Raw genomic sequence first — 21,756 nt, 5'->3', positions numbered from 1 at the left:
ACCCTGGTGGTCCGGCCGTTTATTTGCATTCCCGCTCACGTGCAACCGGCCCTCTGCACCGTCGGATAAAAAGCACAAACAATGAAATATAGCCTATTGCATAATGTTGAGCCATGGCATAGATAAGGGGCACAGTCGATCCATTCCAACGGAATTCCCATGTCCGACGCCGAAGTTGCAGCCGTATCCCGATCCGCGTGGCAATTTGCCCGGACCGATGCAGGCGAGCAGCCAAGCCTGCGCGAGGTCAACGCCTCGATCGCTGTTCCGCAAACCGGGCTGTGGCTTCGCCGCCTGTTCGCTTTCATGGGTCCCGGCTACATGGTGTCGGTCGGCTATATGGACCCGGGCAATTGGGCGACCGACCTCGCCGGCGGCGCCCGGTTCGGCTACACGCTGCTTTTCGTCATCATGCTGTCGAACCTGATGGCGATCCTTTTGCAGGCGCTGGCCGCCCGCCTCGGCATCGCCACCGGCCGCGACCTCGCGCAGGCCTGCCGGGCCTACTATCCGCGCCCGGTCAATCTTCTGCTCTGGTTCGCCTGCGAACTTGCGATCATCGCCTGCGACCTCGCCGAGGTGATCGGCACGGCGATCGCGCTGCAGCTTCTGTTCGGCATCCCGCTGATCGGCGGCGCCCTGATCACCGCGCTCGACGCTTTCCTGGTGCTGCTGCTGATGAACAGGGGGTTCCGCTATCTCGAGGCCTTCGTCGTCGCGCTGCTGATCGTCATCTTCGGCTGCTTTGCCGTCCAGATCTTCGTTGCCGCGCCGCCGGCCGGCACGATCCTGCATTCGATGTTCGTGCCGTCCTCCGAGATCGTCACCAACCCGGCGATGCTCTACATCGCCATCGGCATCATCGGCGCCACCGTGATGCCGCACAATCTCTACCTGCACTCCTCGATCGTGCAGACCCGCGCCTACGAGCGCACCGATGCGGGCAAGCGCGACGCCATCAGGTGGGCGACGACGGATTCGACCATCGCGCTGATCCTGGCGCTGTTCGTCAACGCCTCCATCCTGATCGTTGCGGCGGTAGCCTTCCACGCCACCGGCCACCAAGGCGTCGCCGAGATCGGCCAGGCATTTGAATTGCTGTCGCCGCTCTTGGGCTTGAGCGTCGCCTCGATCCTGTTCGCGATCGCGCTGCTCGCCTCCGGCCTCAACTCGACGGTCACCGCGACGCTCGCCGGACAGATCGTGATGGAAGGTTTTTTGCGCCTGCGTTTTCCGCAATGGGCGCGCCGCCTCCTGACGCGCGGCGTCGCCATCGTCCCGGTGATTGTCGTCACCGCCCTTTACGGCGAAAAGGGCACGGGCCAGCTGCTGGTCTTCAGTCAGGTCATCCTGTCGATGCAGTTGCCCTTCGCCGTAGTGCCCCTGGTGCAGTTCGTGTCGGACAAGAAGAAGATGGGCAATTTCGCCATCCCGCGCGGTGTCGCCGCGCTCGCCTGGGTGGTCGCGGCCATCATCCTGGTGCTCAATTTCAAGCTGCTCTTCGACACCTTCGCCGGCTGAGATCGAGCAGCGACATTCCGGCCGGCCATGCTATCTTCTGGAAGCATGACCGGATCGGACGATGCCCGAAAATTCTACGCCAAACTGATGGCCGCGCATGCGCGCTCCGCCGATCCCCGCATCGAGGAGGTGTTCGCCTCGGTGCCGCGCGAGGCCTTTCTCGGGCCCGGCCCTTGGACCGTTTTTGCCGGCGATGGCGGGTTCAAAACGCCGACTGCCGATCCAAGCTACATCTACCAGAACGTGCTTGTGGTGCTTGATGCCGACAAGGGCATCAACAACGGTGAGCCGGTTCTGCATGCCATGTGGATCGGCAAGGTCGAGCCGAAGCCCGGCGAGGCCGTCACCCATATCGGCGCCGGCACCGGCTACTACACCGCGCTGCTGGCCAGGCTGGTCGAACCGGGCGGCAGCGTCACCGCCTTCGAGATCGAAGCGGACCTTGCCGCGCAAGCCAAGGTGAACCTCGCGGCCTATGGCAATGTCGAGGTTGTCCCCGGCGACGCCGTCGCTGGCCCATTGCCGCCCTCAGACATCATCTATGTCAATGCCGGCGTCATTGCCCCTCCAGCGACGTGGCTGCGGGCGCTCAAACCCGGTGGTCGCCTGATCTTTCCCTGGCGGCCGGCGGAGCGCATCGGTCTCGCGGTGCTGGTCACCCGCATGCACGCGGGTTTCGTCTGTCAGCCCTTCATGGGTTCCTGGTTCATCCCTTGCGTCGGCGCCTCGCTCGCCGGCCCGGAGGCAAAAGTGCCAACCCGCGAACGCGCGCTGCGCACGCGCTCGATCTGGGTGAGCGAAGACAAGGCGCCCGACCGCACAGCCACCGCCGTCTTCGGCGATGTCTGGTTCTCGTCGCGCGCCATTCGCGCCGACGGCAAGCGATAGAAATTTGTAGACGCTTGTCGAAAACGAGCCTCGCCGTTCGTCCTTAGGCCGAAGTCCGGCCGTGACGGCGCGGATCATGAAAAGGAGAAGACCATGCGAAAGATCATCGCCGCCACATTCGTCAGCCTCGACGGCGTCATGCAGGCGCCCGGCGGACCGGAAGAGGATCCGGTCGGCGGCTTCAAGTTCGGCGGCTGGACGTTCCATTACTTTGATGAGATAGCGGGCGCGGCGATGGATGAATTGTTCTCCAAACCCTTCGCCCTGCTGCTCGGCCGCAGAACCTACGACATTTTCGCCGCGTACTGGCCGTATCAGAAAGATCCGATCGCGGATGCCTTCAACCCGGCGACCAAATATGTGGCGACGCATCGGCCGGACTCGCTCACCTGGCAGAACACTCACGCGCTTGGGCCAGATGTCGTTGCAAGGCTCAGGCAGCTCAAACAGGAGGACGGACCTGACCTGCTCATCCAGGGATCGGGCAATCTGATCCAGACCCTGCTCGCCAACGGGCTGATCGACGAGATCCGGCTGATGATCTTTCCGCTGTTGCTCGGCAAGGGCAAGCGGCTGTTCGGCGACAGCGCGATGCCGGCCGCCTTCAAGCTTATCAAGTCGCAGACCTCCAGCACCGGCGTCATCATGGCGACCTATGAACGTGGCGGCGAGATTCGCACCGGGTCGTTTGCTCAACAGGAACCTTCCGAGGCTGAGCTCGAACGGCGCAAGAACTGGAAGTAACGGGCCGAGGCATTCACCAAGCTGGAGCACCCCTCATCCGACCGAGCTTCGCTCGGCCACCTTCTCCCACAAGGGGAGAAGGTGGAGCTTGGCGCATGCGGCTCAGCAAATGTCCAGCGTCGACCATTGGCTGCAACGCCGGCGCGGTCTTCCCTTCTCCCCTTGTGGGAGAAGGTGGATCGGCGCGCAGCGCCGAGACGGATGAGGGGTGTTCTAGCGAGGTGCCTACCTCACGCCGCCTGGCGGTAGCGCGCCAGGCCGTCACGGATGTGCGCCGCGAAGGCTTGCGCAGCCGGGCCGACTGCATGTTTCGGCAGGTGCAAGTTGATCGAAAAATTCGGCAACGCCGGCAGGTCGGCATCGGACAGGATGTCGAGATCGCCCGGAACTGTCGAGGCAAGCCAGGTGGTCACGGCAAGGTCCGAGCGCACCGTTGCGGTCGTGGCGTCGATATTGCCGTTCTCGAATACGGTGCGCCAGTCGAGCCCATGCGCACCGAGCGCTGCCAGAACCGCCGGACGGAAAGCGCAGGTATCCGCGACCATCGACACCGGCAGGGGCCGCTTCAAGCGCGCCGAGCCGCCCTTAGCGCCGACCCAGACCAGCCGGTCGACGAGCAGGCATTCGCCGGCCGTCGGACCGGCCCGCTCCTCGATGACCGCGAGGTCGATCGTGCCAGCCGCCAGCGCCGCCGCAAGCTCCGGCGAGGAGGCGCAGACCAGCGAAATCTCCACCTGCGGGTGGGCTTCGGCGTAAGTCTTGAGCACGGGCTGAAGCAATGTGCCGACAAGGTCGTAGGGCACGCCGATCCGCACCTGGCCGGCGACCGCCTTGCCGCTTATCTCCGCCAGGATCTCGTCGTTGAGCTGCAAGAGACGCCTGCCCCTCTCGAGCAGCCGCTCACCGGAACGCGTCAGCCTCAGGCCACGCCGGTCGCGCTCGAACAGCGCCTGGCCAAGCACGTCCTCCAGCCGCTTGATCTGCTGGCTGACGGCGCCCTGGGTCAGATTGAGGGCGTTGGCCGCGGCCGTCATGCTGGCTTTGTCGGCTGTCGTGACGAAGGTGCGGACAAGTGTGGTGTCGAGATCGCGTATCATGGTTGCATTATAATCTCTAATGCAAAGCATATCAAACATTGCATTTACTGATAGCGCCCAGCGCCTAGCATACAGGCTCCTTCGACCGGGAAGCCCATATGTCCGAAACCATCATCCCCCTTGTCCTGTTCGCGCTGATCTCGACCTCGACGCCCGGCATCGCCACGACGCTGTCGACCGCATCCGGCGCGCAGTTCGGCTTTCGCCGCTCGGTGCCGCTGATGGCCGGCAGCGCCGCCGGCCTTGCTTCGGTGGCGGCGGCGGGTGCGGCCGGCCTCGCCGGATTGCTGGCCGCCGTCCCTTCCTTGCAGCTCGCCATGAAGATCGCCGGCTCGCTCTATCTGATCTGGCTGGCGGTCAAGATCGGCCGCAGCGGCCCGCCCAACCTCGACGTGACCATGGCCAAGCCGAACAGCTTCTTCGGCGGCGCCGGCATCCAGTGGATGAACCCGAAGGGCTGGGCGATGGGGTTGGGTGCGGCCGCTTCATTCGCGACGCTTGCCGACGGTCCCTTGCAGCTCGCGCTTTTGTTGGGCGCCGTGTTCGGTCTTGCCGCCGCTTTCTCGCTATCGCTCTGGTGCACGGCCGGCACGCTGCTTGCACGGCTGCTCAGGACCGAGCGGCAATGGCGTGCGCTCAACATCGCGCTTGGCCTGCTGCTGGCCGCCTCCATCCTGCAGATGTGGCGGCCAGCTTAGAGTCCCCAAATCCCGCTAAATCAGCGCCAGTACCCCACCCGGGCCTTCGGTCCGACCTCCCCACAAGGGGGAGGTAGGGAGCGTACTCTTCTATGCCTCAAGAAATGGCACACTTCAGGCCGCGTAGCGGGCCGCCGGCTTGTCGGCATGCAGGCTGCCATAGAAGGCTTGCCGGGCGCCGAGGAATGTTGCCACCTTGGCCTCATCGGCAAGCGCCGGCGCGGTGACGGCTTCGCCCCTGGCCAGGCCGACAAGCGCCGCATCGACGAGATCGTCGGCGGTCATGATGATCTCCTTCGGCAGTTGGTCGATGTCGCTGCCGGCGAGCTCCCAGAAGTCGGTTCGGGTCGCGCCCGGCAGCACCACCTGCACCGTCACATTGGTGCCCGCGACCTCGCGGTGCAGGCCCTCGGTGAAGTTGACGACGTAGGCCTTGGTGCCGCTATAGATGCCGCCGAACGACGTCTCGTAAGCGAGCACCGATGCGATGTTGACAATGGCGCCGCGGTTGCGCGCCAGGAGACCCGGCAGCACAGCGCGTGTCAGGCGGGTCAAGGCGATGACATTGACCTTGATCATGCGTTCGGCGGCGTCGGCGTCGGCCGTTGCCACCACCTGCTGGCCGCCGAGGCCGGCATTGTTGACCAGCAGGGTCACGCTGTCGTCGGCGGCGATTGCCTGCTCGACGCGGCGTATATCGTTATCGTCGGCAAGATCGGCGACAATCGTCTTGACCTTGCGGCCATAGGCATAAGCGAGCCTGTCCGCCAGTTCCTGCAGCCGGTCGGCGCGCCGCGCCACCAGCACCAGATCGTAGCCCTGACCGGCCAGCCGGTCGGCATAGACCGCGCCGATGCCCGAGGACGCGCCGGTGATGACGGCCGTGCCCTTGTTGTCTGTCTTGCTCATTGTCCTGTTCCTTTTCGTCCTGTTCGCTCGGCGTAGACGGACGCGTCAGCCGCCCAGCCTATGTCCAACTTCCAATTAGTGGCATATGCCACTTTCGTGAAATAGGTATATGCCACTATCTTGTCAACGGCGGTCGGAAAAACTATTTCTGCGGCAGGCTGGCACACCTTCGCGCCGGCAAGGAGTGGATATGACCGAAGTCCCACAGCCCGGATTCAGCCGTTGCAACAACGCCACCTTGCGGCGCGCCGCGCGCAGGCTCGGCCGCTTCTACGACGACGCGCTGGCGCCTTCGGGCCTGAAGGGAACGCAGTTTGGCCTGATCTTTCAAATCCATGTCAGCAGCGAGCCGGCGATGGGCGCCATTGCCGAGGCGCTGATCATGGACCTGTCGGCGCTTGGCCACACGTTGAAGCCGCTGATCCGCGACGGTTATGTCGAGACTTTCGCCGACAAGGACGACCGCCGCATCAAGCGCGTGCGGCTGACCCCGCAGGGCCAGGCCAAGCTCGACGAGGCGATCAAGCTGTGGAGCGCTGCCCAACGGCAATTCGAGGACAAGGTCGGCGCGGAGCGGGCCGCGAAGCTTCGTGCAGCGCTGGACGCCGTGGCTGACCTGGATCTGGAAATGGCGACGGCCGCTCCTTCCATCTGAAGAAGCGGTCGTCAGTAAGCTCTATGGCGTTTTAGCGGAACTATTCCGCAGGCATTGCAACCGGCCGCGCAAACACGCGGCCTGCCAGCACGACACCCAGCCCCACGATCGGGAACATCGCGGCGATCACCCCGAGATCGGCCGGCGCGCCGAAGCGCAGCACCGCGCCGCCGACGACCGCGCCGAGCGCGACGCCGAAATAAAGCGCCGAAGCGTTGAGCGACAGTACGATGGGCGCTGCATCGGGCGCGATCTTGATGATGCGGCTCGCCTGCGCCGGCGGGAAGGCCCAGCCGACGATGCCCCACGGCACCATCATGCCCATCAGCGCCGGCCCGGCGATCGAATGCGGCAGGAAGGTCGGGATCAGCGAGAAAGTGACGAGCGTGGCCGCGGAGAGCGCCAGCGACCAGCCGACGGTGCGCGCCGCGCCGAAACGGTCGGCGGCCTGGCCGCCGGCAATGTTGCCGATGACGGCACCGATGCCGAAGGCAAGCAGCATGCCCGGCAACGCAAGTGGGCTGAGGCCGCCGCCCTCGATGGCCAAAGGCGCGATGAAGGCAAAGACGGTGAAGGCGCCGACCAGCGCCAGCACCGTCGTCAAAAGGATCGGCATCACGCCGGGGCGGACCGCTGCCGCCAGCCTGCGCTTCAGCGGCAGCCTGGTGCCGACGATGCCGCGCGGTAGCCGCCACCACAGGATCGCGCCGGCAATCGCGCCGAGCCCGGCGATGGCGAAGAAGGTTCCGCGCCAACCGGCAATCGCTGCCACCAGCGCCCCAAGCGGCGCGCCGACCGCGACCGCAACCGTGGTGCCGCCGACGACGACGGCGATGGCGCGCGCCCGGTGATGGTCGTCGACCAGCGCCACGGCCGTGCCTTGAGCGGTCGCCGCGAACAGGCCGGACGACAGCGCCATGACGATCCGCGCAATCAGCAGCAATTCGAAGGACGAGCTCACCGCCGCGACCAGGTTGCCGATCACGAAGAACACCAGCGTCCACAGGATGACGCGCCGCCGGTCCCACTCGCCGGTCAGCGTCGCAAGCACCGGCGCGCCAATCGCATAGGCGAGCGCGAAGGCGGTGATCAGCGATCCGGCGAGCGGAACGGAGATGCCCGCATCCGAGGCGATGTCGGGAAGAAGGCTGGAGATGACGAAGCCTTCGGTCGAGATCGCAAACGATCCGAGCGCAAGCCAGAAGATCCGCTTGTCCATGGGATGTGTCCTTAGTTCAAGAGTTATTGAACAATTGGACATAACAGGGCATGATGTCAACGCGGCCAGGATAAAATAGCTGAACCCTGCTGACAGCCCTGTGTCAGGACGGGGTAAAAACTGAGAAGCTGTGTAGACCGGTAAGGAGAGGAGACGCGTTGAAGTTGGTTGCGTTTGCGCTTAATTCTCGGCCATGACCCTGCCCCATCCGACCGCCGACCAGATCAGCCTGCCGATCGTGCTCGCCGTGCTCGGCGATCCGACCAGGCTTGCCATCGTGCGCTATCTCGCCAGCAAGGAAGGCGTGCCGATGAACTGCGGCAAGTTCCTCGACCTCGCCTCCAAGACCAATCTCAGCTACCACCTCGCCAAGCTGCGTGAGGCCGGCGTGACGCGCACCGAAGCAGTCGGCACCAGCCGGCTGATCACGCTGCGGCGCGACGACCTCGACAGGCGCTTCCCCGGCCTGCTCGACAGCGTGATTGCGGCCGCCGGCGATGACAAGGCGCTTCCCATGGTCGGCTCCGCCGACACCGAAATCGACGCCTGATGCGCATCGCCGTCCTCGCCGACATCCACGGCAACGTGCTGGCCTTGGACGCCGTGCTCGACGATCTCGGGCGCCGCGGCGGCGCCGACCTCGTCGTCAATCTCGGTGATTGCGTCTCCGGACCGCTGTGGCCGCGCGAGACGATGCAAAGGCTGGAAGCGCTCGGCCTGCCGACGGTGCGCGGCAACCACGACCGCCGTGTCGCCGAGGACCCGGCCGACGAGAACATGTGGCCATCCGACCGCTATGCGCAGGAGCGGCTGACGCCAGCGCGGCGCCAAGCGCTGTTTGCCTTGCCGCTCACGCTCGAGATCGCGCCCGGTATCGTCGCCTTCCACGCCCGGCCCGACCACGACGAAAAATATCTCGCCGACGCGATCGTAGACGGCCAGCTGGTGCGCGCGCCGCTCAGCACGATCAGGCGCCGGCTGAAGTCGCTCGACCCCGCCTGCCGGATCGCGCTCTGCGGCCACAGCCATCGCAGCGAGCTCATCCGCATCCCTGGAGGCCCGGTCGTCTTCAACCCCGGCAGCGTCGGCTGCCCCGCCTATGCCGACGATACGCCGCCGGCCCATGTCTCCGAACAAGGCGCCCCGCATGCGCGCTACGGCATCGTCGAATCGGGTGCCCGCGGCCGGCCCGACCGCTTCGAGGCTATCGCCGTGGACTACGACCATGAAGCCGCCGCAAAGCAGGCGGAACAGGCGGGCAGGCCGGAATGGGCACACGCGCTGCGGACCGGATTCATGAAGGATTAAGCGAAGCTTATATCCGCTTGAGCGATATCTCGGGCTGAATGGAAGCCGAAGCGTCCATTTTGGAGACCACATGAAGCGCAAAGTCACGCTCCGATCGACATTGCTGATCGCCGCTCCTTTGCTGCTGGCCGCCCTGCCGGCCTTGGCCGAGGACGCGCCGGGACCGATCATTTCGATCATCGGCGGCCTCGCGCCGGACGATCTGCTCAACATCCGCGCTACCGCTTCACCGGATGGAAAGATCGCGGCGCGCCTGCCCAATGGCGCCGCCGTGAAGAATTTCGGCTGCAACATCGTCAACGGTTACCCGTGGTGCAAGGTCGGGGATACGCAGGATGCGCACATCGTCGGGTGGGCGCCCGCCCGCTACCTCAGCCCCAACAACCCGGCGCCCGCGACTGAAGATGCCGCAGCACCGGCAGCCGAACCCGTCGCGTCTGAGGAAGCCAACGCGGCTCAGCCCCCCGAAGCGCCGTCGCCCGACATCGCCGCGCGCCTGGGTGGCAGCGAGCCGGCCGACCCGCCATCCGCGGCCGATATCAGCGTGACCGCCATGCAGGATGCCTATGGCCTCGCCTTCGCGCCCTCGGCAACCGCTCAATCCGATACCCCTGCTCCCGATGCGGCCGGCGGCATTCCCTGCGCGCGCCATGTCGGCCAGCCGATGACCCGCTGCGAGATCAGCGTCGCACATGAGGCCGGCGACAGCGTCGTGACCGTGACCTGGCCGGATGGCGGCACGCGCGTCATCACCTTCCGTGACGGCAAGCCGGCCGGCTCGGACTCTTCTGACGAGTTCCGCTTCACCCGCGAAGGCAGGTTGAACATGATCCGGGTCGGCGTTTCGGAACGGTTCGAGATTACGGACCAGCTGGCACTGGGGGAATAGGGGTTGGGCAGTAGGCAGTAGGGATTAGGCAGTAGGCAGCAGGATCGGGCAGCAGGAGATGACACCGGACGCCCTGTTACCCTATTGCCTATTGCCTATTGCCTATTGCCTACTGCCTAATCCCGCATTTTCGGGGTTACATCCGCCAAAACTCTTCCCTATAAGGCCCTCCTAGCCTGATACCAGAATCGCAAGCACAACCAGCCGGGTCCTCCCCGCCCGGTTTTTCGTGCAAGCCGCTCGCCGAACGGATTTTTCGAATATGCCAAGACGCACCGACATCAAGTCGATCCTGATCATCGGGGCCGGCCCCATCGTCATCGGCCAGGCATGCGAGTTCGACTATTCCGGCACCCAGGCCTGCAAGGCGCTGAAGGAAGAGGGTTTCCGCGTTATCCTGGTCAACTCCAACCCGGCCACCATCATGACCGATCCGGAGCTGGCCGACGCCACCTATGTCGAGCCGATCACGCCGGAGGTGGTGGCCAAGATCATCGCCAAGGAGCGTCCAGATGCGCTGCTGCCCACCATGGGCGGCCAGACGGCGCTCAACACCGCTCTGTCGCTGCGGCGCATGGGCGTGCTCGACCGCTACAATGTCGAGATGATCGGCGCCGACGCTCATGCCATCGACAAGGCCGAGGACCGCGCGCTGTTCCGCCAGGCGATGAGCAAGATCGGCCTCGAGACGCCGCGCTCGATGCTGGCCAACGCCACCGACGTCAAGAATGCCGACCGCAAGACGCATGAGGCCGAGCGCGCCGCGCTGAAGGCCGAGAACCCCGAAAACCTCGACGCCGCGCTCGATGCACTGGAGACGCGCTGGAACCTCGGCGAAGGCGACCGCAAGCAGCGCTACATCAGCCACGCCATGGCGGTCGCCGCGCTGGCGCTCGACCATGTCGGCCTGCCGGCGATCATCCGCCCCTCCTTCACCATGGGCGGCACCGGCGGCGGCATCGCCTACAACCGCGCCGAATTCTACGACATCGTCCAGTCGGGCCTCGACGCCTCGCCGACCACCGAGGTGCTGATCGAGGAAAGCGTGCTCGGCTGGAAGGAGTATGAGATGGAGGTCGTCCGCGACAAGGCGGACAACTGCATCATCATCTGCTCGATCGAGAACCTCGACCCGATGGGCGTGCACACGGGCGATTCCATCACCGTCGCCCCTGCCCTGACGCTCACCGACAAAGAGTATCAGATGATGCGCAACGCCTCGATCGCGGTGCTGCGCGAGATCGGGGTGGAGACCGGCGGCTCCAACGTGCAGTTCGCCGTCAACCCGGCCGACGGCCGCCTGGTAGTGATCGAGATGAACCCGCGCGTCTCGCGCTCGTCCGCCTTGGCCTCGAAAGCCACCGGCTTCCCGATCGCCAAGGTCGCGGCAAAACTCGCCGTCGGCTACACGCTGGACGAGCTGGAAAACGACATCACCGGCGGCGCGACGCCGGCTTCCTTCGAGCCGACGATCGACTACGTGGTGACGAAGATCCCGCGCTTCGCCTTCGAGAAGTTCCCGGGCGCCGAGCCGGTGCTGACCACCGCCATGAAGTCGGTGGGCGAAGTGATGGCCATCGGCCGCACCTTCCAGGAATCGCTGCAGAAGGCGCTGCGCGGACTGGAAACCGGCCTGACCGGCCTCGACGAAATCGAGATCCCCGGCATCGGCCACGGGCCAACCGCCGCCAATCACGCCGACGACCGCAACGCGATCCGTGCTGCGCTCGGCACGCCGACGCCCGACCGGCTGCGCATGGTGGCGCAGGCGATCCGCATGGGCACCTCGCTCGAGGACGTGCACGCCATGTGCAAGATCGACCCGTGGTTCCTTGAGCAGATCGCCGGCATCATCGCCATGGAGGATCGCATCCGCGAGCATGGCCTGCCTGAGGACGCCGCCAACCTGCGCATGCTGAAGGCGATGGGTTTTTCGGATGCCCGCCTCGCGTCGCTGACCAAGACCGACGCGGAAGTCGTTCAGAAGGTCAGAGAAAAGCTCGACGTACATCCGGTCTACAAGCGCATCGACACCTGCGCCGCCGAATTCGCCTCGCCGACCGCCTATATGTACTCGACCTACGAGACGCCCTTCGTCGGCGAGCCCGCCAACGAGGCGCGCGTGTCGTCGCGCAAGAAGGTCGTCATCCTCGGCGGCGGACCCAACCGCATCGGCCAGGGCATCGAGTTCGACTATTGCTGCTGCCATGCCGCGTTTGCGCTGCGCGACGCCGGCTATGAAGCGATCATGGTCAACTGCAACCCGGAGACCGTGTCGACCGACTACGACACCTCCGACCGGCTCTATTTCGATCCGCTGACAGCGGAGGACGTGCTGGAGATCCTGCGCGCCGAGCAGGCTTCGGGCGAGCTTATCGGCGTCATCGTCCAGTTCGGCGGCCAGACGCCGCTGAAGCTGGCGGACGCGCTGGAGAAGGCCGGCATCCCGATCCTCGGCACCTCGCCCGACATGATCGACCTCGCGGAGGACCGCGACCGCTTCCAGAAGCTGTTGCACAAGCTCGGCCTCACCCAGCCGAAGAACGGCATCGCCTATTCGGTCGAGCAGGCGCGCCTCGTCGCCGCCGAGCTCGGCTTCCCACTGGTGGTGCGCCCGTCCTATGTGCTCGGCGGCCGCGCCATGCAGATCATCTACAACGAAGGCATGCTGCAGACTTACCTGCTCGACACCGTGCCCGGCCTGGTGCCGGAGGACATCAAGCAGAAATATCCCGCCGACAAGACCGGCCAGATCAACACGCTGCTCGGCAAGAACCCGCTTCTGTTCGACACCTATCTGACCGGCGCCATCGAGGTCGACGTCGACTGCCTGTGCGACGGCAAGGAGACCTTCGTCTCCGGCATCCTGGAGCATATCGAGGAGGCCGGCATCCATTCGGGCGACTCGGCCTGCTCGCTGCCGGTGCACGCGCTGCACCCGGACCTCGTCGACGAGCTGGAGCGGCAGACCGCGGCGCTTGCCCGCGCGCTCGATGTCGGCGGCCTGATGAACGTGCAGTATGCGATCCAGGACGGCACGGTCTATGTGCTGGAGGTCAATCCGCGCGCCTCCCGCACCGTGCCCTTCGTCGCCAAGACCATCGGCCGCCCCATTGCGAAGATTGCTGCCCGCATCATGGCCGGCGAGACCCTGGAAAACGCCTTCGCCCATTACGGCGCCATGCCCGACCCGCGCAATCCCGGCCACATCGCGGTCAAGGAAGCCGTCTTCCCCTTCGCCCGCTTCCCCGGCGTCGACATCCTGCTCGGACCGGAAATGCGCTCGACCGGCGAGGTCATGGGCCTCGACCGCGATTTTGCTTTGGCCTTCGCCAAGAGCCAGCTGGGGGCGGGTGTCGATCTCCCCCGCGCGGGCACGCTGTTCGTCTCGGTGCGCGACGAGGACAAGAAGGGCATCCTGCCCGCCGTGAAGCGCCTCGCCGGCCAGGGCTTCAAGGTTCTTGCCACCTCCGGCACCGCGCGCTTCCTTGCCGAGAACGGCGTGACGGCGGAAAAGATCAACAAGGTGCTCGAAGGCCGCCCCCACATCGAGGACGCCATCCGCAACCGCCAGGTCCAGATCGTCTTCAACACCACCGACGGCCAGAAGGCGGTGTCGGACTCGAAGTCGCTGCGGCGGGCAACGCTGATGCAGAAGGTGCCGTATTACACGACGCTGTCAGGCGCGGCCGCCGTGGCGGAGGCGATTGCTGCGCTGCGGGCGGGGAACCTGGAGGTCAGGCCGCTGCAGGAGTATTTTGGTTAGTTGGTCACTGCTACGCGCCTTTTGGCAGATGATGAAGGCGAAGGGCGCGCTTGATCTGTCGCTCCAATTTACTTAGCGATTCACGATCTCGTGGAAGATCGAGAAACTCTCCAAACTCCGCATGAGACCGAAACCGAAACTCATTGACCATTATATATTTGAGAACAGCCTCAACATACGCTTTGCACGAATACATGAGATTTTCGGAAGCCTCATCGTCTACGCCCGAGTGAATTATGGAATTCCTGCGGTGCCGCAGATGATTTAATACCTCTCGATGATAATCGCAGTTCTTAAATAGACTTGATGCTCTTTTTACGGTTATTTCGTAACCATTTTTTCCCGTGTTTGTAAGAAATTCAAGCACCGACCATAGATCACGAAAAGACTGCAGCAAATCCGACCTATCAAGCGCGGAATTATAACGAACCAGCCCCTTCCAAAAAACGTCCGAGAGTGACGATTTTTTGTTCAATCTAACGATCCGTTTGTAAAACTTCTCAAATTGTTTCGATTTTACAGTTACGCCTTTCAAATTGTCGTTTGGAAAGTAATATCAATCATAAACACATCCATCATACGCGTCAGTTCCATCCGGGAAGTGCAGGGTGTGCAAAGCTCCCCACCGAAAATCATTCGCTGGTTTGTATTCATAGCCAAACGACATTCTCATGCGCCCCAAGCCAAAGTAATAATTGAGCAACGATCTGAACTTTTCAGCGGCAGCCATCCCGACGTCAAACGCCTCCTGAGCGTCATGCGCAGAAACATGGATAAGCAAAAACGGGTATCGGTAGGCACCAGGTCTTGAAAAACGCTCAACCTGCCTGCCGTGATAAACTCTCCCCCTGTCAGGTGATTCTGTATTTTTTTAAATTACTTGGAGACAGAACAATCTTGCACCCATCGATTGTTACTGACTTGAAGCTAAACTCTCCGCTGTAACTCAAGCTCGTAAGTATGTGATATTTATTTTTGGTGGTCACTTTATTCAATGATGCTTTTTTGTCGAATATCGTTATGAACTCATTTGGGCTCAAGGTGCCGCTGCGGGTCTTTTCTAAAATTGACGACCTAATTAAATTCTTTGCAGCATAACTAGAAATTTCGCGTGAGCAGTCAATATATGTGTATAATATTTCTACGTCGGTGGTAAGTCCAAAGCCTTGATAGGTTACTTTTTCGTCGGTTTGAACCCTTCTTTTGTTTATTGTTTCGAAGACACTTGACGGACTAAAACCTGCCTTCCAACGAGATTTTTTGGCCATCAGTTTTTCCTCAGTCGCACTCGCACGATCTTATCAAATAAGGTGAGGCGCACAAAGAAAGGAGTGACTTCTACCGCCGGCTACTGCAATGCGCGCATCTAGCCTGAAAGGTACAAGAAGCTCGTATCCATACTTATAGGATGGCATCGAAAGGGTCCCATGCTGACCTTCAGATATCGCGTAGTCCACTACTGGTTGGTCGATGACGGCCGTCGCGGCCGCTGACATCGCGGCTTTGAAAAGCGTCGGTTCCTCGCCCCACAAAATAGGGGAGAGATGGCTCGGCGCGCAGCGCCGAGCCGGAGCGGGGGCTGGCGCTCTCTGCAATTGCCCTCACCCCTGCCCCGGATATGTCACCCCATCCTTGTGCAGGAATCGCCCATCCGAGCTCGGGCTCATCATGTCGATGTCGGAGCAGGTGATGAGGTCGTCCGGGTTGCGCGAGCCGACTTCGAGGTAGCGCGCCGTGGTCGACTAGCGGTTGATCATGTGCAGTTGCCGCTATTCTTGGCGAAGGCAGCACTATCGCCTGCCTTGAGCAGCGTTTCGCCGCCGTCCTCGACCAGCGTCAGCTCGCCCTCCAGCACAGCTCGTCCTCATGGCTGTGCCAGTGGCCTGTGCAATCGTTGCAGCCTTCTGATCGAAGCTGGCGCTGCCCCTCATCTGCCTGCCGGCATCTTCTCCCCGTGGAACGGGGAGAAGGGGCTGGCCGCAGCGCCGGCGCCCTCTTGCGACTTCAGAGATGGCGAAACCGTCGGCGCAAGCGTCTTTCTCCCCGTCACTATACGGGGAGAAATGCCCGGCAGGGCAATGAGGGGCGGCGCCGACGTTTGGTGGTGACAGTTTGCCAAGGTCGGACCCTTGAAAATTGGCCGAAGCAACTCGAACGTCGTCATCCACGGGCGGAGCGGGAGCGAAGCGGACGCGTAGACCCGAGGATCCATTCCGTGACCTCGCGCAAAGGGTGCAACGGAGCAGAATTCTGGATCGTAGAAACGCCTCAACGTCACGGAATGGATTCTATGGTCTGCGCGCGTCGCTTCGCTCCTTGCTCCGCCATAGAATGACGACGAACTAGACCGAGGCATGTCTCGAATGAGCGAATTGCGTTCCTCGCAATCGCGCCCCTCACCCCTGATGCGCTACCGCCAGCTCCTTCGCATGCTTCTCGTGCATCTTCAGCACCGGCAGCGTCTTTTTGGCGAATTCCTTCAGGGCCGGGTCGTCGCCCGATTTGGCATAGGTGCTGAACAGCGCGACCGCGTCCTTGTGCGCGTCCAGCTGCATCCGGATGTATTTCTGGTCGAAATCCTTGCCGCTCGCGCTCTTCAATTCGCCGAGCAAGTGCTGCTCCTTCGGCTGCAGCGCGGGCCCGGCGGGCTTGATCGAGGCGGTCGTCTGGCCCTGGCTCATCGCCGCCTTGAAGTCCTCGCCGGCTTTGGTGTGATCCTTGGTCATCTGGCCCGCAAAGGCCTTGACGTCGTCCGACGCGGATTTTTCCTGCGCCAGCTTGCTCGACTGGATCTCGAACTCATTGGCGTTGGGTACCGTCGTGACAAAGGTCTGGGTATCCACCTTGTTCTCGGTCACCATGGGGCCGACCGCGTCCGGGCTGGCATCGTCCGACTGGGCAAAGGTGGCCGGCGCGCCGGCAAGCAGCGCGATTGCGGCCAGGGGCAGAAGCGTTCTCATCTGAAGTCTCCGATCCGGAACAGCCCCTCTGCCATCCCAAACGCGGCACCGGCGTCGGGGTTGCTTGGGAAACCGCCTGCCGCAACCCGTCCGCTTGCCGTCAGTGGCAGGATGCTTCGGCGGCGCGTCCGGAATATTGCAGCTGCTCGTGCCATTCCGGGCGGCCTTCCGGCGTGAAATCCATCAGGTTCCACAGGATCTCGCAGGTGCCGATGGCGCGCGGATCCTGGCCGGGCTCGGTCGGCGCGAAGCCAAGCTCCGACGACCAGAAATGACGGATGCCGTCGTCATCGCGACGGAACACCGAAAGCAGCGGTATCTGCGCGCCGTCGGCGGTCTCGGAATTATAGTCGCGCTTGAAACTGTTGCCGGCCGACGAGACGAGCCGCATGTTCTTCCAGCCGCGGTCGCGGCCGAGCGCCGTCAGATTGTCGAGCGCGGTCTTGGCCACTACCGCGAAGTTGAAGCCCGCGGCCTCGAGGTGGCCGACGGCGCCGTCGAGCTGGTCGAGCAGCGCAGTGCAGGAGGGGCATGGCTGGTCCTCTCTGGCAAGCTTCGCGGTCTCGCCGCTCGTCGCCACATCGCGCGTCTCCTGCGGATGGCGCGGGAACATCATCTGATAGAGGATCAGCGAGTCCTTGCCCGGTTGAAACAAGTCGGACAGCCGGACCCGCGCCGCCTTGCCTTCGCCGTCCAGCCCGTCGAAGACGTAGTGCTGCGGCACCAGCCCGCCCGGTGGGAGAGCGCGTCTGGCCGAGGCGACGGCTTCGATGGCGCGGCGCAGCTCGATTTCCTTTTGCAGCAGTTTTTCGCGGGCGGCGCGATATTTGGCGGATTCGTTGGGAAAGGTGATCATGATCGTCTCCTTGGCCGTCGCGCCGGCGTCCCGGCGCGGATTGCACTACGACCGAAGGACGTATCGTCCCGGCTGCGTCCGACATTTTTGCGGGTGCCGCCGCTGCTTTCTTTCTAGCCTTTGACGCCGCCGGCGGTGAGGCCGGAAACGATCTTGCGCTGGAAGATCAGCACCAGCACCACCAGCGGCACGGTGACGATCACCGACGCGGCCATGATGTTGCCCCACGGGATCTCGAACTGCGAGGTGCCGGAAAGCAGCGCGATCGCCACCGGCACGGTGCGCTGCGCATTGTTCGAGGTGAAGGTCAGCGCGAACAGGAACTCGTTCCACGCGCCGATGAAGGCGAGCATCCCGGTTGTCGCCAGCGCCGGCCACATCAGCGGCAGGAAGACGCGGGTGATGATGATCCAAGGTGTGGCGCCGTCGAGGATCGCCGCTTCCTCGATCTCGACCGGCAGGTCGCGGACAAAGGTGGTGAGCACCCAGACGGTGAACGGCAGAGTGAAGATCATGTAGGAGAAGATCAGCGCGATCAGCGAATTGTAGAGACCGGCCCAGCGGATCATCTCGAACAGGCCGGCCAGCACCGCCACCTGCGGGAACATCGAGACCGACAGGATGGCGAGCATCAGCGCCGAGCGGCCGCGGAAGCGGATGCGCGCCAGCGAATAGGCGGCGGTGACGCCGAGCAGCAGCGAGATCAGCACGACGGCGCCCGAGACGACCAGCGAGTTCACCAGGTTGCGCAGGAAGGTGCCTTCGGTGAGCACGTTCCGATAGTTGGCGAGACTGATCGTCTGCGGCCAGAGGCTGGCCTCGAAGAGCTCGGTTCCCGATTTCAGGCTGGTGACGATGGCGTAGTAGAACGGAAAGACGGCGATGAGGACGATTCCCGCCACCAGCAGATAGAAGGCTGCGCGCTTCAGGATTTTCATCTCAGCGGCCTCCATCCAGGCTGATCCTGGCGATGCGGATGTAGGAGATGGTGAGCAGCGCCAGGATCAGGAACAACAGCGTCGAGGCGGCCGAGCCATAGGCGAACTTGTCGAACTCGAACAGGTTCTCGCGCGCGAACACCGACATCGACTTGGTCTGCACATTGTTGGGCGTCAGCACATAGATCAGGTCGAAGATGCGCAGCGCATCGAGCGCGCGGAAGATCACCGCCACCATCACAGCCGGGCGGATCAGCGGCAGGGTCACGCGCCAGAAGATCTGCCACGGATTGGCGCCGTCGAGTTTTGCCACCTCGATGATCTCGCGCGGCAGCATCTGCAGTGCCGCAAGGATCAACAGCGCCATGAACGGCGTCGTCTTCCAGATGTCGACGATGAGCACCGCGACCATCGCCGTGTCGGCGCTGGCGGTCCAGGCGATCTTGGCATGGATCAGGCCAAGGTTGATGAGCACGACATTGATGATGCCGAACTGGTCGTTGAGCATCCACTGCCACATCTTTGCCGAGACGATCGTCGGGATCGCCCATGGAATGAGGATCGCCGCCCTGACGAGGCCGCGTCCACGGAACTCGGCATTGAGTACCAGCGCGACGATCATGCCGAGGATGGTCTCAGAGATCACCGAGACCGCCGTGAAGCGCACCGTGTTCCAGACCGCGCGCCACCAAACCGGATCGACGAGCAGCCCGTCATAGAGCGTCCGGCCGCTCGGCATGCTCAGCATCGAAAAATAGTTGGCGAAGCCGACCCATTGGCGGGCGTCGAGGTCGGAGAGCGAAGCGTCGGTGAAGCTGAAATAGACGGTCCGGATAAGTGGCCAGCCGGCGACGGCGGCAAGCACCAGAAGCATCGGCGTCAGGAACAGCCACGCCGAGCGTACGCGCTGCGCCATAAGCCGCGAGCGCGGACGCCGGGCAGTGGCTGTTTCAGGCGCTCGTTCTGTTTTGCCGCCGCGGATGCGCGAGCCAGCTTCTGCCGGCGTCGCGGTCACCAGCCGCTGCCCTTCAGCTTGGTCAGCGTCACTTCGAGATCGGCGAGGTTGTCGGCGGCGCTGCCTTCGCCCGACAAGGTCTTGTGCACGGCGGTCCAGAACTGGCTCGAGGCCTCGTTGTACTTGATTTTCACCGTCGCCGAGGGTCGCGGCGCCGCGTTGAGGAAGACTTCTTTCCAGCGCGGGATGATCGGTTGCTCCTTGGCGATGTCGGCATCGTCATACAGCGCCTGGATGGTCGGCAGGTTGGAGGTTCTCAGCGTCCGGTATTTCTGCATCTCGGGCGAAGCGATGAACTTGACCATGTCGATCGCCGCGTCCGGGTTCTTGGAGTATTTGGAGACCGCCAGGTTCCAGCCGCCCAATGTCGCGACCGGCCGCGCGCCCTCGCCCGTGCCGGCCGGCAGCGGCGCCACGTCGAACTTGCCCTTGATCGGCGCGTCCGCGCCGTTGCCCAGCGCATAGGCATAGGGCCAGTTGCGCATGAACACCGCATTGCCGGTCTGCCAGACGCCGCGCGATTCCTCTTCCTGGTAGGCGAGCACGCCCGGCGGCGAGATGGTGCCGATCCAGCCCTTGACCATGTCGAGCGCGGCCGCCGCCTTTGGATTGTTGATGGAGACGGTGCCGTCCGGCTCTATGATCTGACCGCCGCCATTCGACATCACCCATTCGAGCGCATCGCAGGTCAGGCCCTCATAGGCGTTGCCCTGGAAGACGAAGCCCCACATGTCCTTGTTGCCGGCAGCCCGTTCCTTGTCCATGACCAGCTTGGCGGTATCGGCCAGTTCCTTCCAGGTGGTCGGCACCTTGGCGCCGTATTTGTCGAGGAGGTCCTTGCGGTAATAGAGCGCCGGCGCGTCGGTGAAGATCGGCAGCGCCACCAGCTTGCCGTCGACAGTCTGCGACTGGATGATCGACGGGAAATGCTTGGCCACGACATCCTTGGTCGCCGCGGTCAGGTCGACAAGCTGGCTGGCGAGCTGCGGCGCCCAGATCACGTCTGTCTGGTAGACGTCGATGTCGGTGTTTCCGGCGGCGAGCCACAGCTTGTACTGGCCGAACTGATCGGTCGTCGACGGCGGCATGACGACGATGTTGACCTTGTTGCCGCTCTGCTTCTCATACTGGTCGAGTATCTCGCGCAGCACCTTGATACCGCTGCCGGTGTCTCCCGACACGATCGACAGGTCGACGGCTCGCGCTGGAGCCACCGCCAGCATGGTGGCGGCCGCAAGCGCAAGAAAGGCGTGGAAAAGCTTCATGGCGGTGGACCTCCCTTTGGAGCCGGCGACGGAGACTGCGCGCGTCGATCAGATGCCCACCCAGCATTTGAATGCGGAGCGCCGCTTTGGGTTCCAATATGAGCCGTTCAGCATGGACCAGTGGCGTGTCGGTTCCTGACCGAAGCACGCAAGAGTGCAATCTGACTGGATTGGTGAGCGGATTTCAAACCAAAGCGGGCGGGCTCCGAAACCCCCGCCCCGGAGCCCGCCTTGGAGTGGCTGACGCATGCCGGCACAGCCTCCTCCGACGCCTTGCCAGCGTCGATCCGCCGATCGGCCGCCCGGCACGACGACGCATTAGCATGTCCTAACGTCAGCCTGTGTGAAGCGGTTCACAATGCCCGCGCATAACTGCCGCGGTAGCACCAGTGGCGGTTCGAAAATCGCTGACGCATGTCGCGCAAAAGTGCGCAGCGGTTTTGGGAAAACGACATGCATAAAAACAAAGACTTAAAGCGCGTCGCCTGAATCCGTTTCAGCACGACGCGCTTTAGCCTTCCCAGGCGACCGGGATCATGCCGAGCCGCTCATAGAGCCTGAAGGCAGCGGCGTTCTTGACCGTGTTGGTCTTGAGATCGACACGGGCGGCGCCCCTGTCGCGGAAGGTCAAGAACACATGCCGCATCAGCGCCTCGCCGATGCCGTGCCCCCGGGAGTCCGAGTGGACGGCGAGATCCCTGACGAAACCGGACGACCAGCAAAGCGCCGCGCCGGCCAGCAAGCCCTTGCCGTCGATGACGAGGAAACAGAGGTCCGTATCGAACTCGGTATTGCCGAGGATGCGCGGCCACCAGTCCTCGAACGGCCCGTCGGCGCCGTCGTCGAACACCTCTTGCAGCAGCGCATGCAAAGCCTGCGCATCCCGGTGCTCGAACGAACGCATGACGAAGCCTTCCGGCCAGTGCGGAGCCGTCAGCGCGTCGTCGAGGCTCTTGCGAAGGCGGATGTCGTTGGGCGCCGGCGGGCGTGGACCTTTGTTTTCATGCATGGCGCTATCCCAAAACAGC

At 63.4% G+C, this 21,756-nt stretch carries 21 protein-coding genes and 1 pseudogene; 10 read left to right on the top strand and 12 right to left on the bottom strand.

The features are described 5' to 3' along the window. Window positions 1-159 precede the first annotated feature (159 nt). The 3 genes from ABID26_RS08595 to ABID26_RS08585 all read left to right on the top strand — a co-directional run bounded on the left by ABID26_RS08595 (window position 160) and on the right by ABID26_RS08585 (window position 3,153). Window positions 160-1,521, top strand: coding sequence for an Nramp family divalent metal transporter (locus tag ABID26_RS08595; RefSeq protein WP_292371308.1), 1,362 nt, complete (start codon window positions 160-162; stop codon window positions 1,519-1,521). Window positions 1,522-1,566: 45 nt separating this feature from the next. Continuing rightward, the gene (locus ABID26_RS08590; protein ID WP_292371309.1) at window positions 1,567-2,409 is read left to right on the top strand and encodes a protein-L-isoaspartate O-methyltransferase family protein; all 843 of its coding nucleotides are present in this window, start codon (window positions 1,567-1,569) and stop codon (window positions 2,407-2,409) included. Between the two features lie 93 nt (window positions 2,410-2,502). Beyond that, the gene (locus tag ABID26_RS08585) at window positions 2,503-3,153 is read left to right on the top strand and encodes a dihydrofolate reductase family protein (protein ID WP_292341569.1); all 651 of its coding nucleotides are present in this window, start codon (window positions 2,503-2,505) and stop codon (window positions 3,151-3,153) included. Between the two features lie 230 nt (window positions 3,154-3,383). Here the strand turns inward: ABID26_RS08585 and ABID26_RS08580 are convergent, their stop codons facing one another. Next, window positions 3,384-4,250, bottom strand: coding sequence for a LysR family transcriptional regulator (locus ABID26_RS08580; RefSeq protein ID WP_292371310.1), 867 nt, complete (start codon window positions 4,248-4,250; stop codon window positions 3,384-3,386). A gap of 98 nt (window positions 4,251-4,348) precedes the next feature. Here ABID26_RS08580 and ABID26_RS08575 point away from each other — a divergent pair, with 98 nt between their 5' ends. After that, entirely contained in the window at window positions 4,349-4,948 is a 600-nt protein-coding gene (locus tag ABID26_RS08575) for a LysE family translocator (protein ID WP_292299959.1), read from the top strand. Between the two features lie 114 nt (window positions 4,949-5,062). Here the strand turns inward: ABID26_RS08575 and ABID26_RS08570 are convergent, their stop codons facing one another. Then, window positions 5,063-5,857: an SDR family NAD(P)-dependent oxidoreductase gene (locus ABID26_RS08570; protein ID WP_354414936.1), complete on the bottom strand. Its 795-nt coding sequence runs from the start codon at window positions 5,855-5,857 to the stop codon at window positions 5,063-5,065. A gap of 190 nt (window positions 5,858-6,047) precedes the next feature. Here ABID26_RS08570 and ABID26_RS08565 point away from each other — a divergent pair, with 190 nt between their 5' ends. After that, a complete protein-coding gene (locus tag ABID26_RS08565) occupies window positions 6,048-6,512 on the top strand; it encodes a MarR family winged helix-turn-helix transcriptional regulator (RefSeq protein WP_354414934.1) in 465 nt (154 codons plus the stop codon). 40 nt (window positions 6,513-6,552) lie between these two features. Here the strand turns inward: ABID26_RS08565 and ABID26_RS08560 are convergent, their stop codons facing one another. After that, on the bottom strand, window positions 6,553-7,731 hold the full coding sequence (locus tag ABID26_RS08560; protein WP_354414932.1) for an MFS transporter: 1,179 nt from the start codon (window positions 7,729-7,731) through the stop codon (window positions 6,553-6,555). A gap of 193 nt (window positions 7,732-7,924) precedes the next feature. Between ABID26_RS08560 and ABID26_RS08555 the strand changes: the two genes are divergently transcribed. From ABID26_RS08555 to carB, 4 genes are all read left to right on the top strand, one after another. Next, window positions 7,925-8,281: an ArsR/SmtB family transcription factor gene (locus ABID26_RS08555; protein WP_126098856.1), complete on the top strand. Its 357-nt coding sequence runs from the start codon at window positions 7,925-7,927 to the stop codon at window positions 8,279-8,281. Beyond that, window positions 8,281-9,039 (top strand): metallophosphoesterase family protein, encoded by a 759-nt coding sequence (locus ABID26_RS08550; RefSeq protein ID WP_292371313.1) that lies wholly within the window; start codon window positions 8,281-8,283, stop codon window positions 9,037-9,039. The genes ABID26_RS08555 and ABID26_RS08550 overlap by 1 nt, the downstream gene beginning before the upstream one ends. Before the next feature lie 70 nt (window positions 9,040-9,109). Next, window positions 9,110-9,928: an SH3 domain-containing protein gene (locus ABID26_RS08545; RefSeq protein WP_292371314.1), complete on the top strand. Its 819-nt coding sequence runs from the start codon at window positions 9,110-9,112 to the stop codon at window positions 9,926-9,928. Between the two features lie 262 nt (window positions 9,929-10,190). Next, window positions 10,191-13,694, top strand: a complete 3,504-nt coding sequence (carB, locus tag ABID26_RS08540) for a carbamoyl-phosphate synthase large subunit (protein WP_354414929.1) — start codon at window positions 10,191-10,193, stop codon at window positions 13,692-13,694. Window positions 13,695-14,250: 556 nt separating this feature from the next. On the opposite strand, the gene ABID26_RS08535 is transcribed toward carB, so the two are convergent. From ABID26_RS08535 to ABID26_RS08500, 8 genes and pseudogenes are all read right to left on the bottom strand, one after another. Continuing rightward, window positions 14,251-14,424 carry a hypothetical protein gene (locus ABID26_RS08535; RefSeq protein ID WP_354414926.1) on the bottom strand — a complete coding sequence of 58 codons (174 nt, stop codon included), beginning with the start codon at window positions 14,422-14,424 and terminating at the stop codon, window positions 14,251-14,253. Between the two features lie 121 nt (window positions 14,425-14,545). Then, entirely contained in the window at window positions 14,546-14,962 is a 417-nt protein-coding gene (locus ABID26_RS08530; RefSeq protein ID WP_292301303.1) for a hypothetical protein, read from the bottom strand. A 333-nt stretch (window positions 14,963-15,295) separates the two neighbouring features. Then, window positions 15,296-15,677, bottom strand: a pseudogene (locus ABID26_RS08525) (cupin domain-containing protein). 413 nt (window positions 15,678-16,090) lie between these two features. After that, window positions 16,091-16,654, bottom strand: coding sequence for a DUF4142 domain-containing protein (locus ABID26_RS08520; protein WP_354414923.1), 564 nt, complete (start codon window positions 16,652-16,654; stop codon window positions 16,091-16,093). 100 nt (window positions 16,655-16,754) lie between these two features. Next, entirely contained in the window at window positions 16,755-17,510 is a 756-nt protein-coding gene (locus ABID26_RS08515) for a DUF899 family protein (RefSeq protein ID WP_354414920.1), read from the bottom strand. A 113-nt stretch (window positions 17,511-17,623) separates the two neighbouring features. Further along, a complete protein-coding gene (locus ABID26_RS08510) occupies window positions 17,624-18,448 on the bottom strand; it encodes a carbohydrate ABC transporter permease (protein ID WP_354414918.1) in 825 nt (274 codons plus the stop codon). Window position 18,449: 1 nt separating this feature from the next. Further along, window positions 18,450-19,364, bottom strand: a complete 915-nt coding sequence (locus ABID26_RS08505) for a carbohydrate ABC transporter permease (RefSeq protein ID WP_292341624.1) — start codon at window positions 19,362-19,364, stop codon at window positions 18,450-18,452. A gap of 95 nt (window positions 19,365-19,459) precedes the next feature. Next, entirely contained in the window at window positions 19,460-20,728 is a 1,269-nt protein-coding gene (locus ABID26_RS08500) for an ABC transporter substrate-binding protein (RefSeq protein WP_354414915.1), read from the bottom strand. On the opposite strand from ABID26_RS08500, the gene ABID26_RS08495 reads away from it, so the two are divergent. Then, window positions 20,727-20,867, top strand: a complete 141-nt coding sequence (locus ABID26_RS08495) for a hypothetical protein (protein ID WP_354414914.1) — start codon at window positions 20,727-20,729, stop codon at window positions 20,865-20,867. The genes ABID26_RS08500 and ABID26_RS08495 overlap by 2 nt on opposite strands. 372 nt (window positions 20,868-21,239) lie before the next feature. Here the strand turns inward: ABID26_RS08495 and ABID26_RS08490 are convergent, their stop codons facing one another. Beyond that, window positions 21,240-21,737, bottom strand: coding sequence for a GNAT family N-acetyltransferase (locus ABID26_RS08490; RefSeq protein ID WP_292301312.1), 498 nt, complete (start codon window positions 21,735-21,737; stop codon window positions 21,240-21,242). Window positions 21,738-21,756 lie beyond the last annotated feature (19 nt).

The sequence above is a fragment of the Mesorhizobium shonense genome (assembly GCF_040545255.1).
In the GTDB taxonomy this organism is placed as follows: Bacteria; Pseudomonadota; Alphaproteobacteria; order Rhizobiales; family Rhizobiaceae; genus Mesorhizobium; species Mesorhizobium shonense.
The sequence above is the reverse complement of the archived record's forward strand: the minus strand, read 5'-3'. Positions and strand labels throughout refer to the sequence as shown.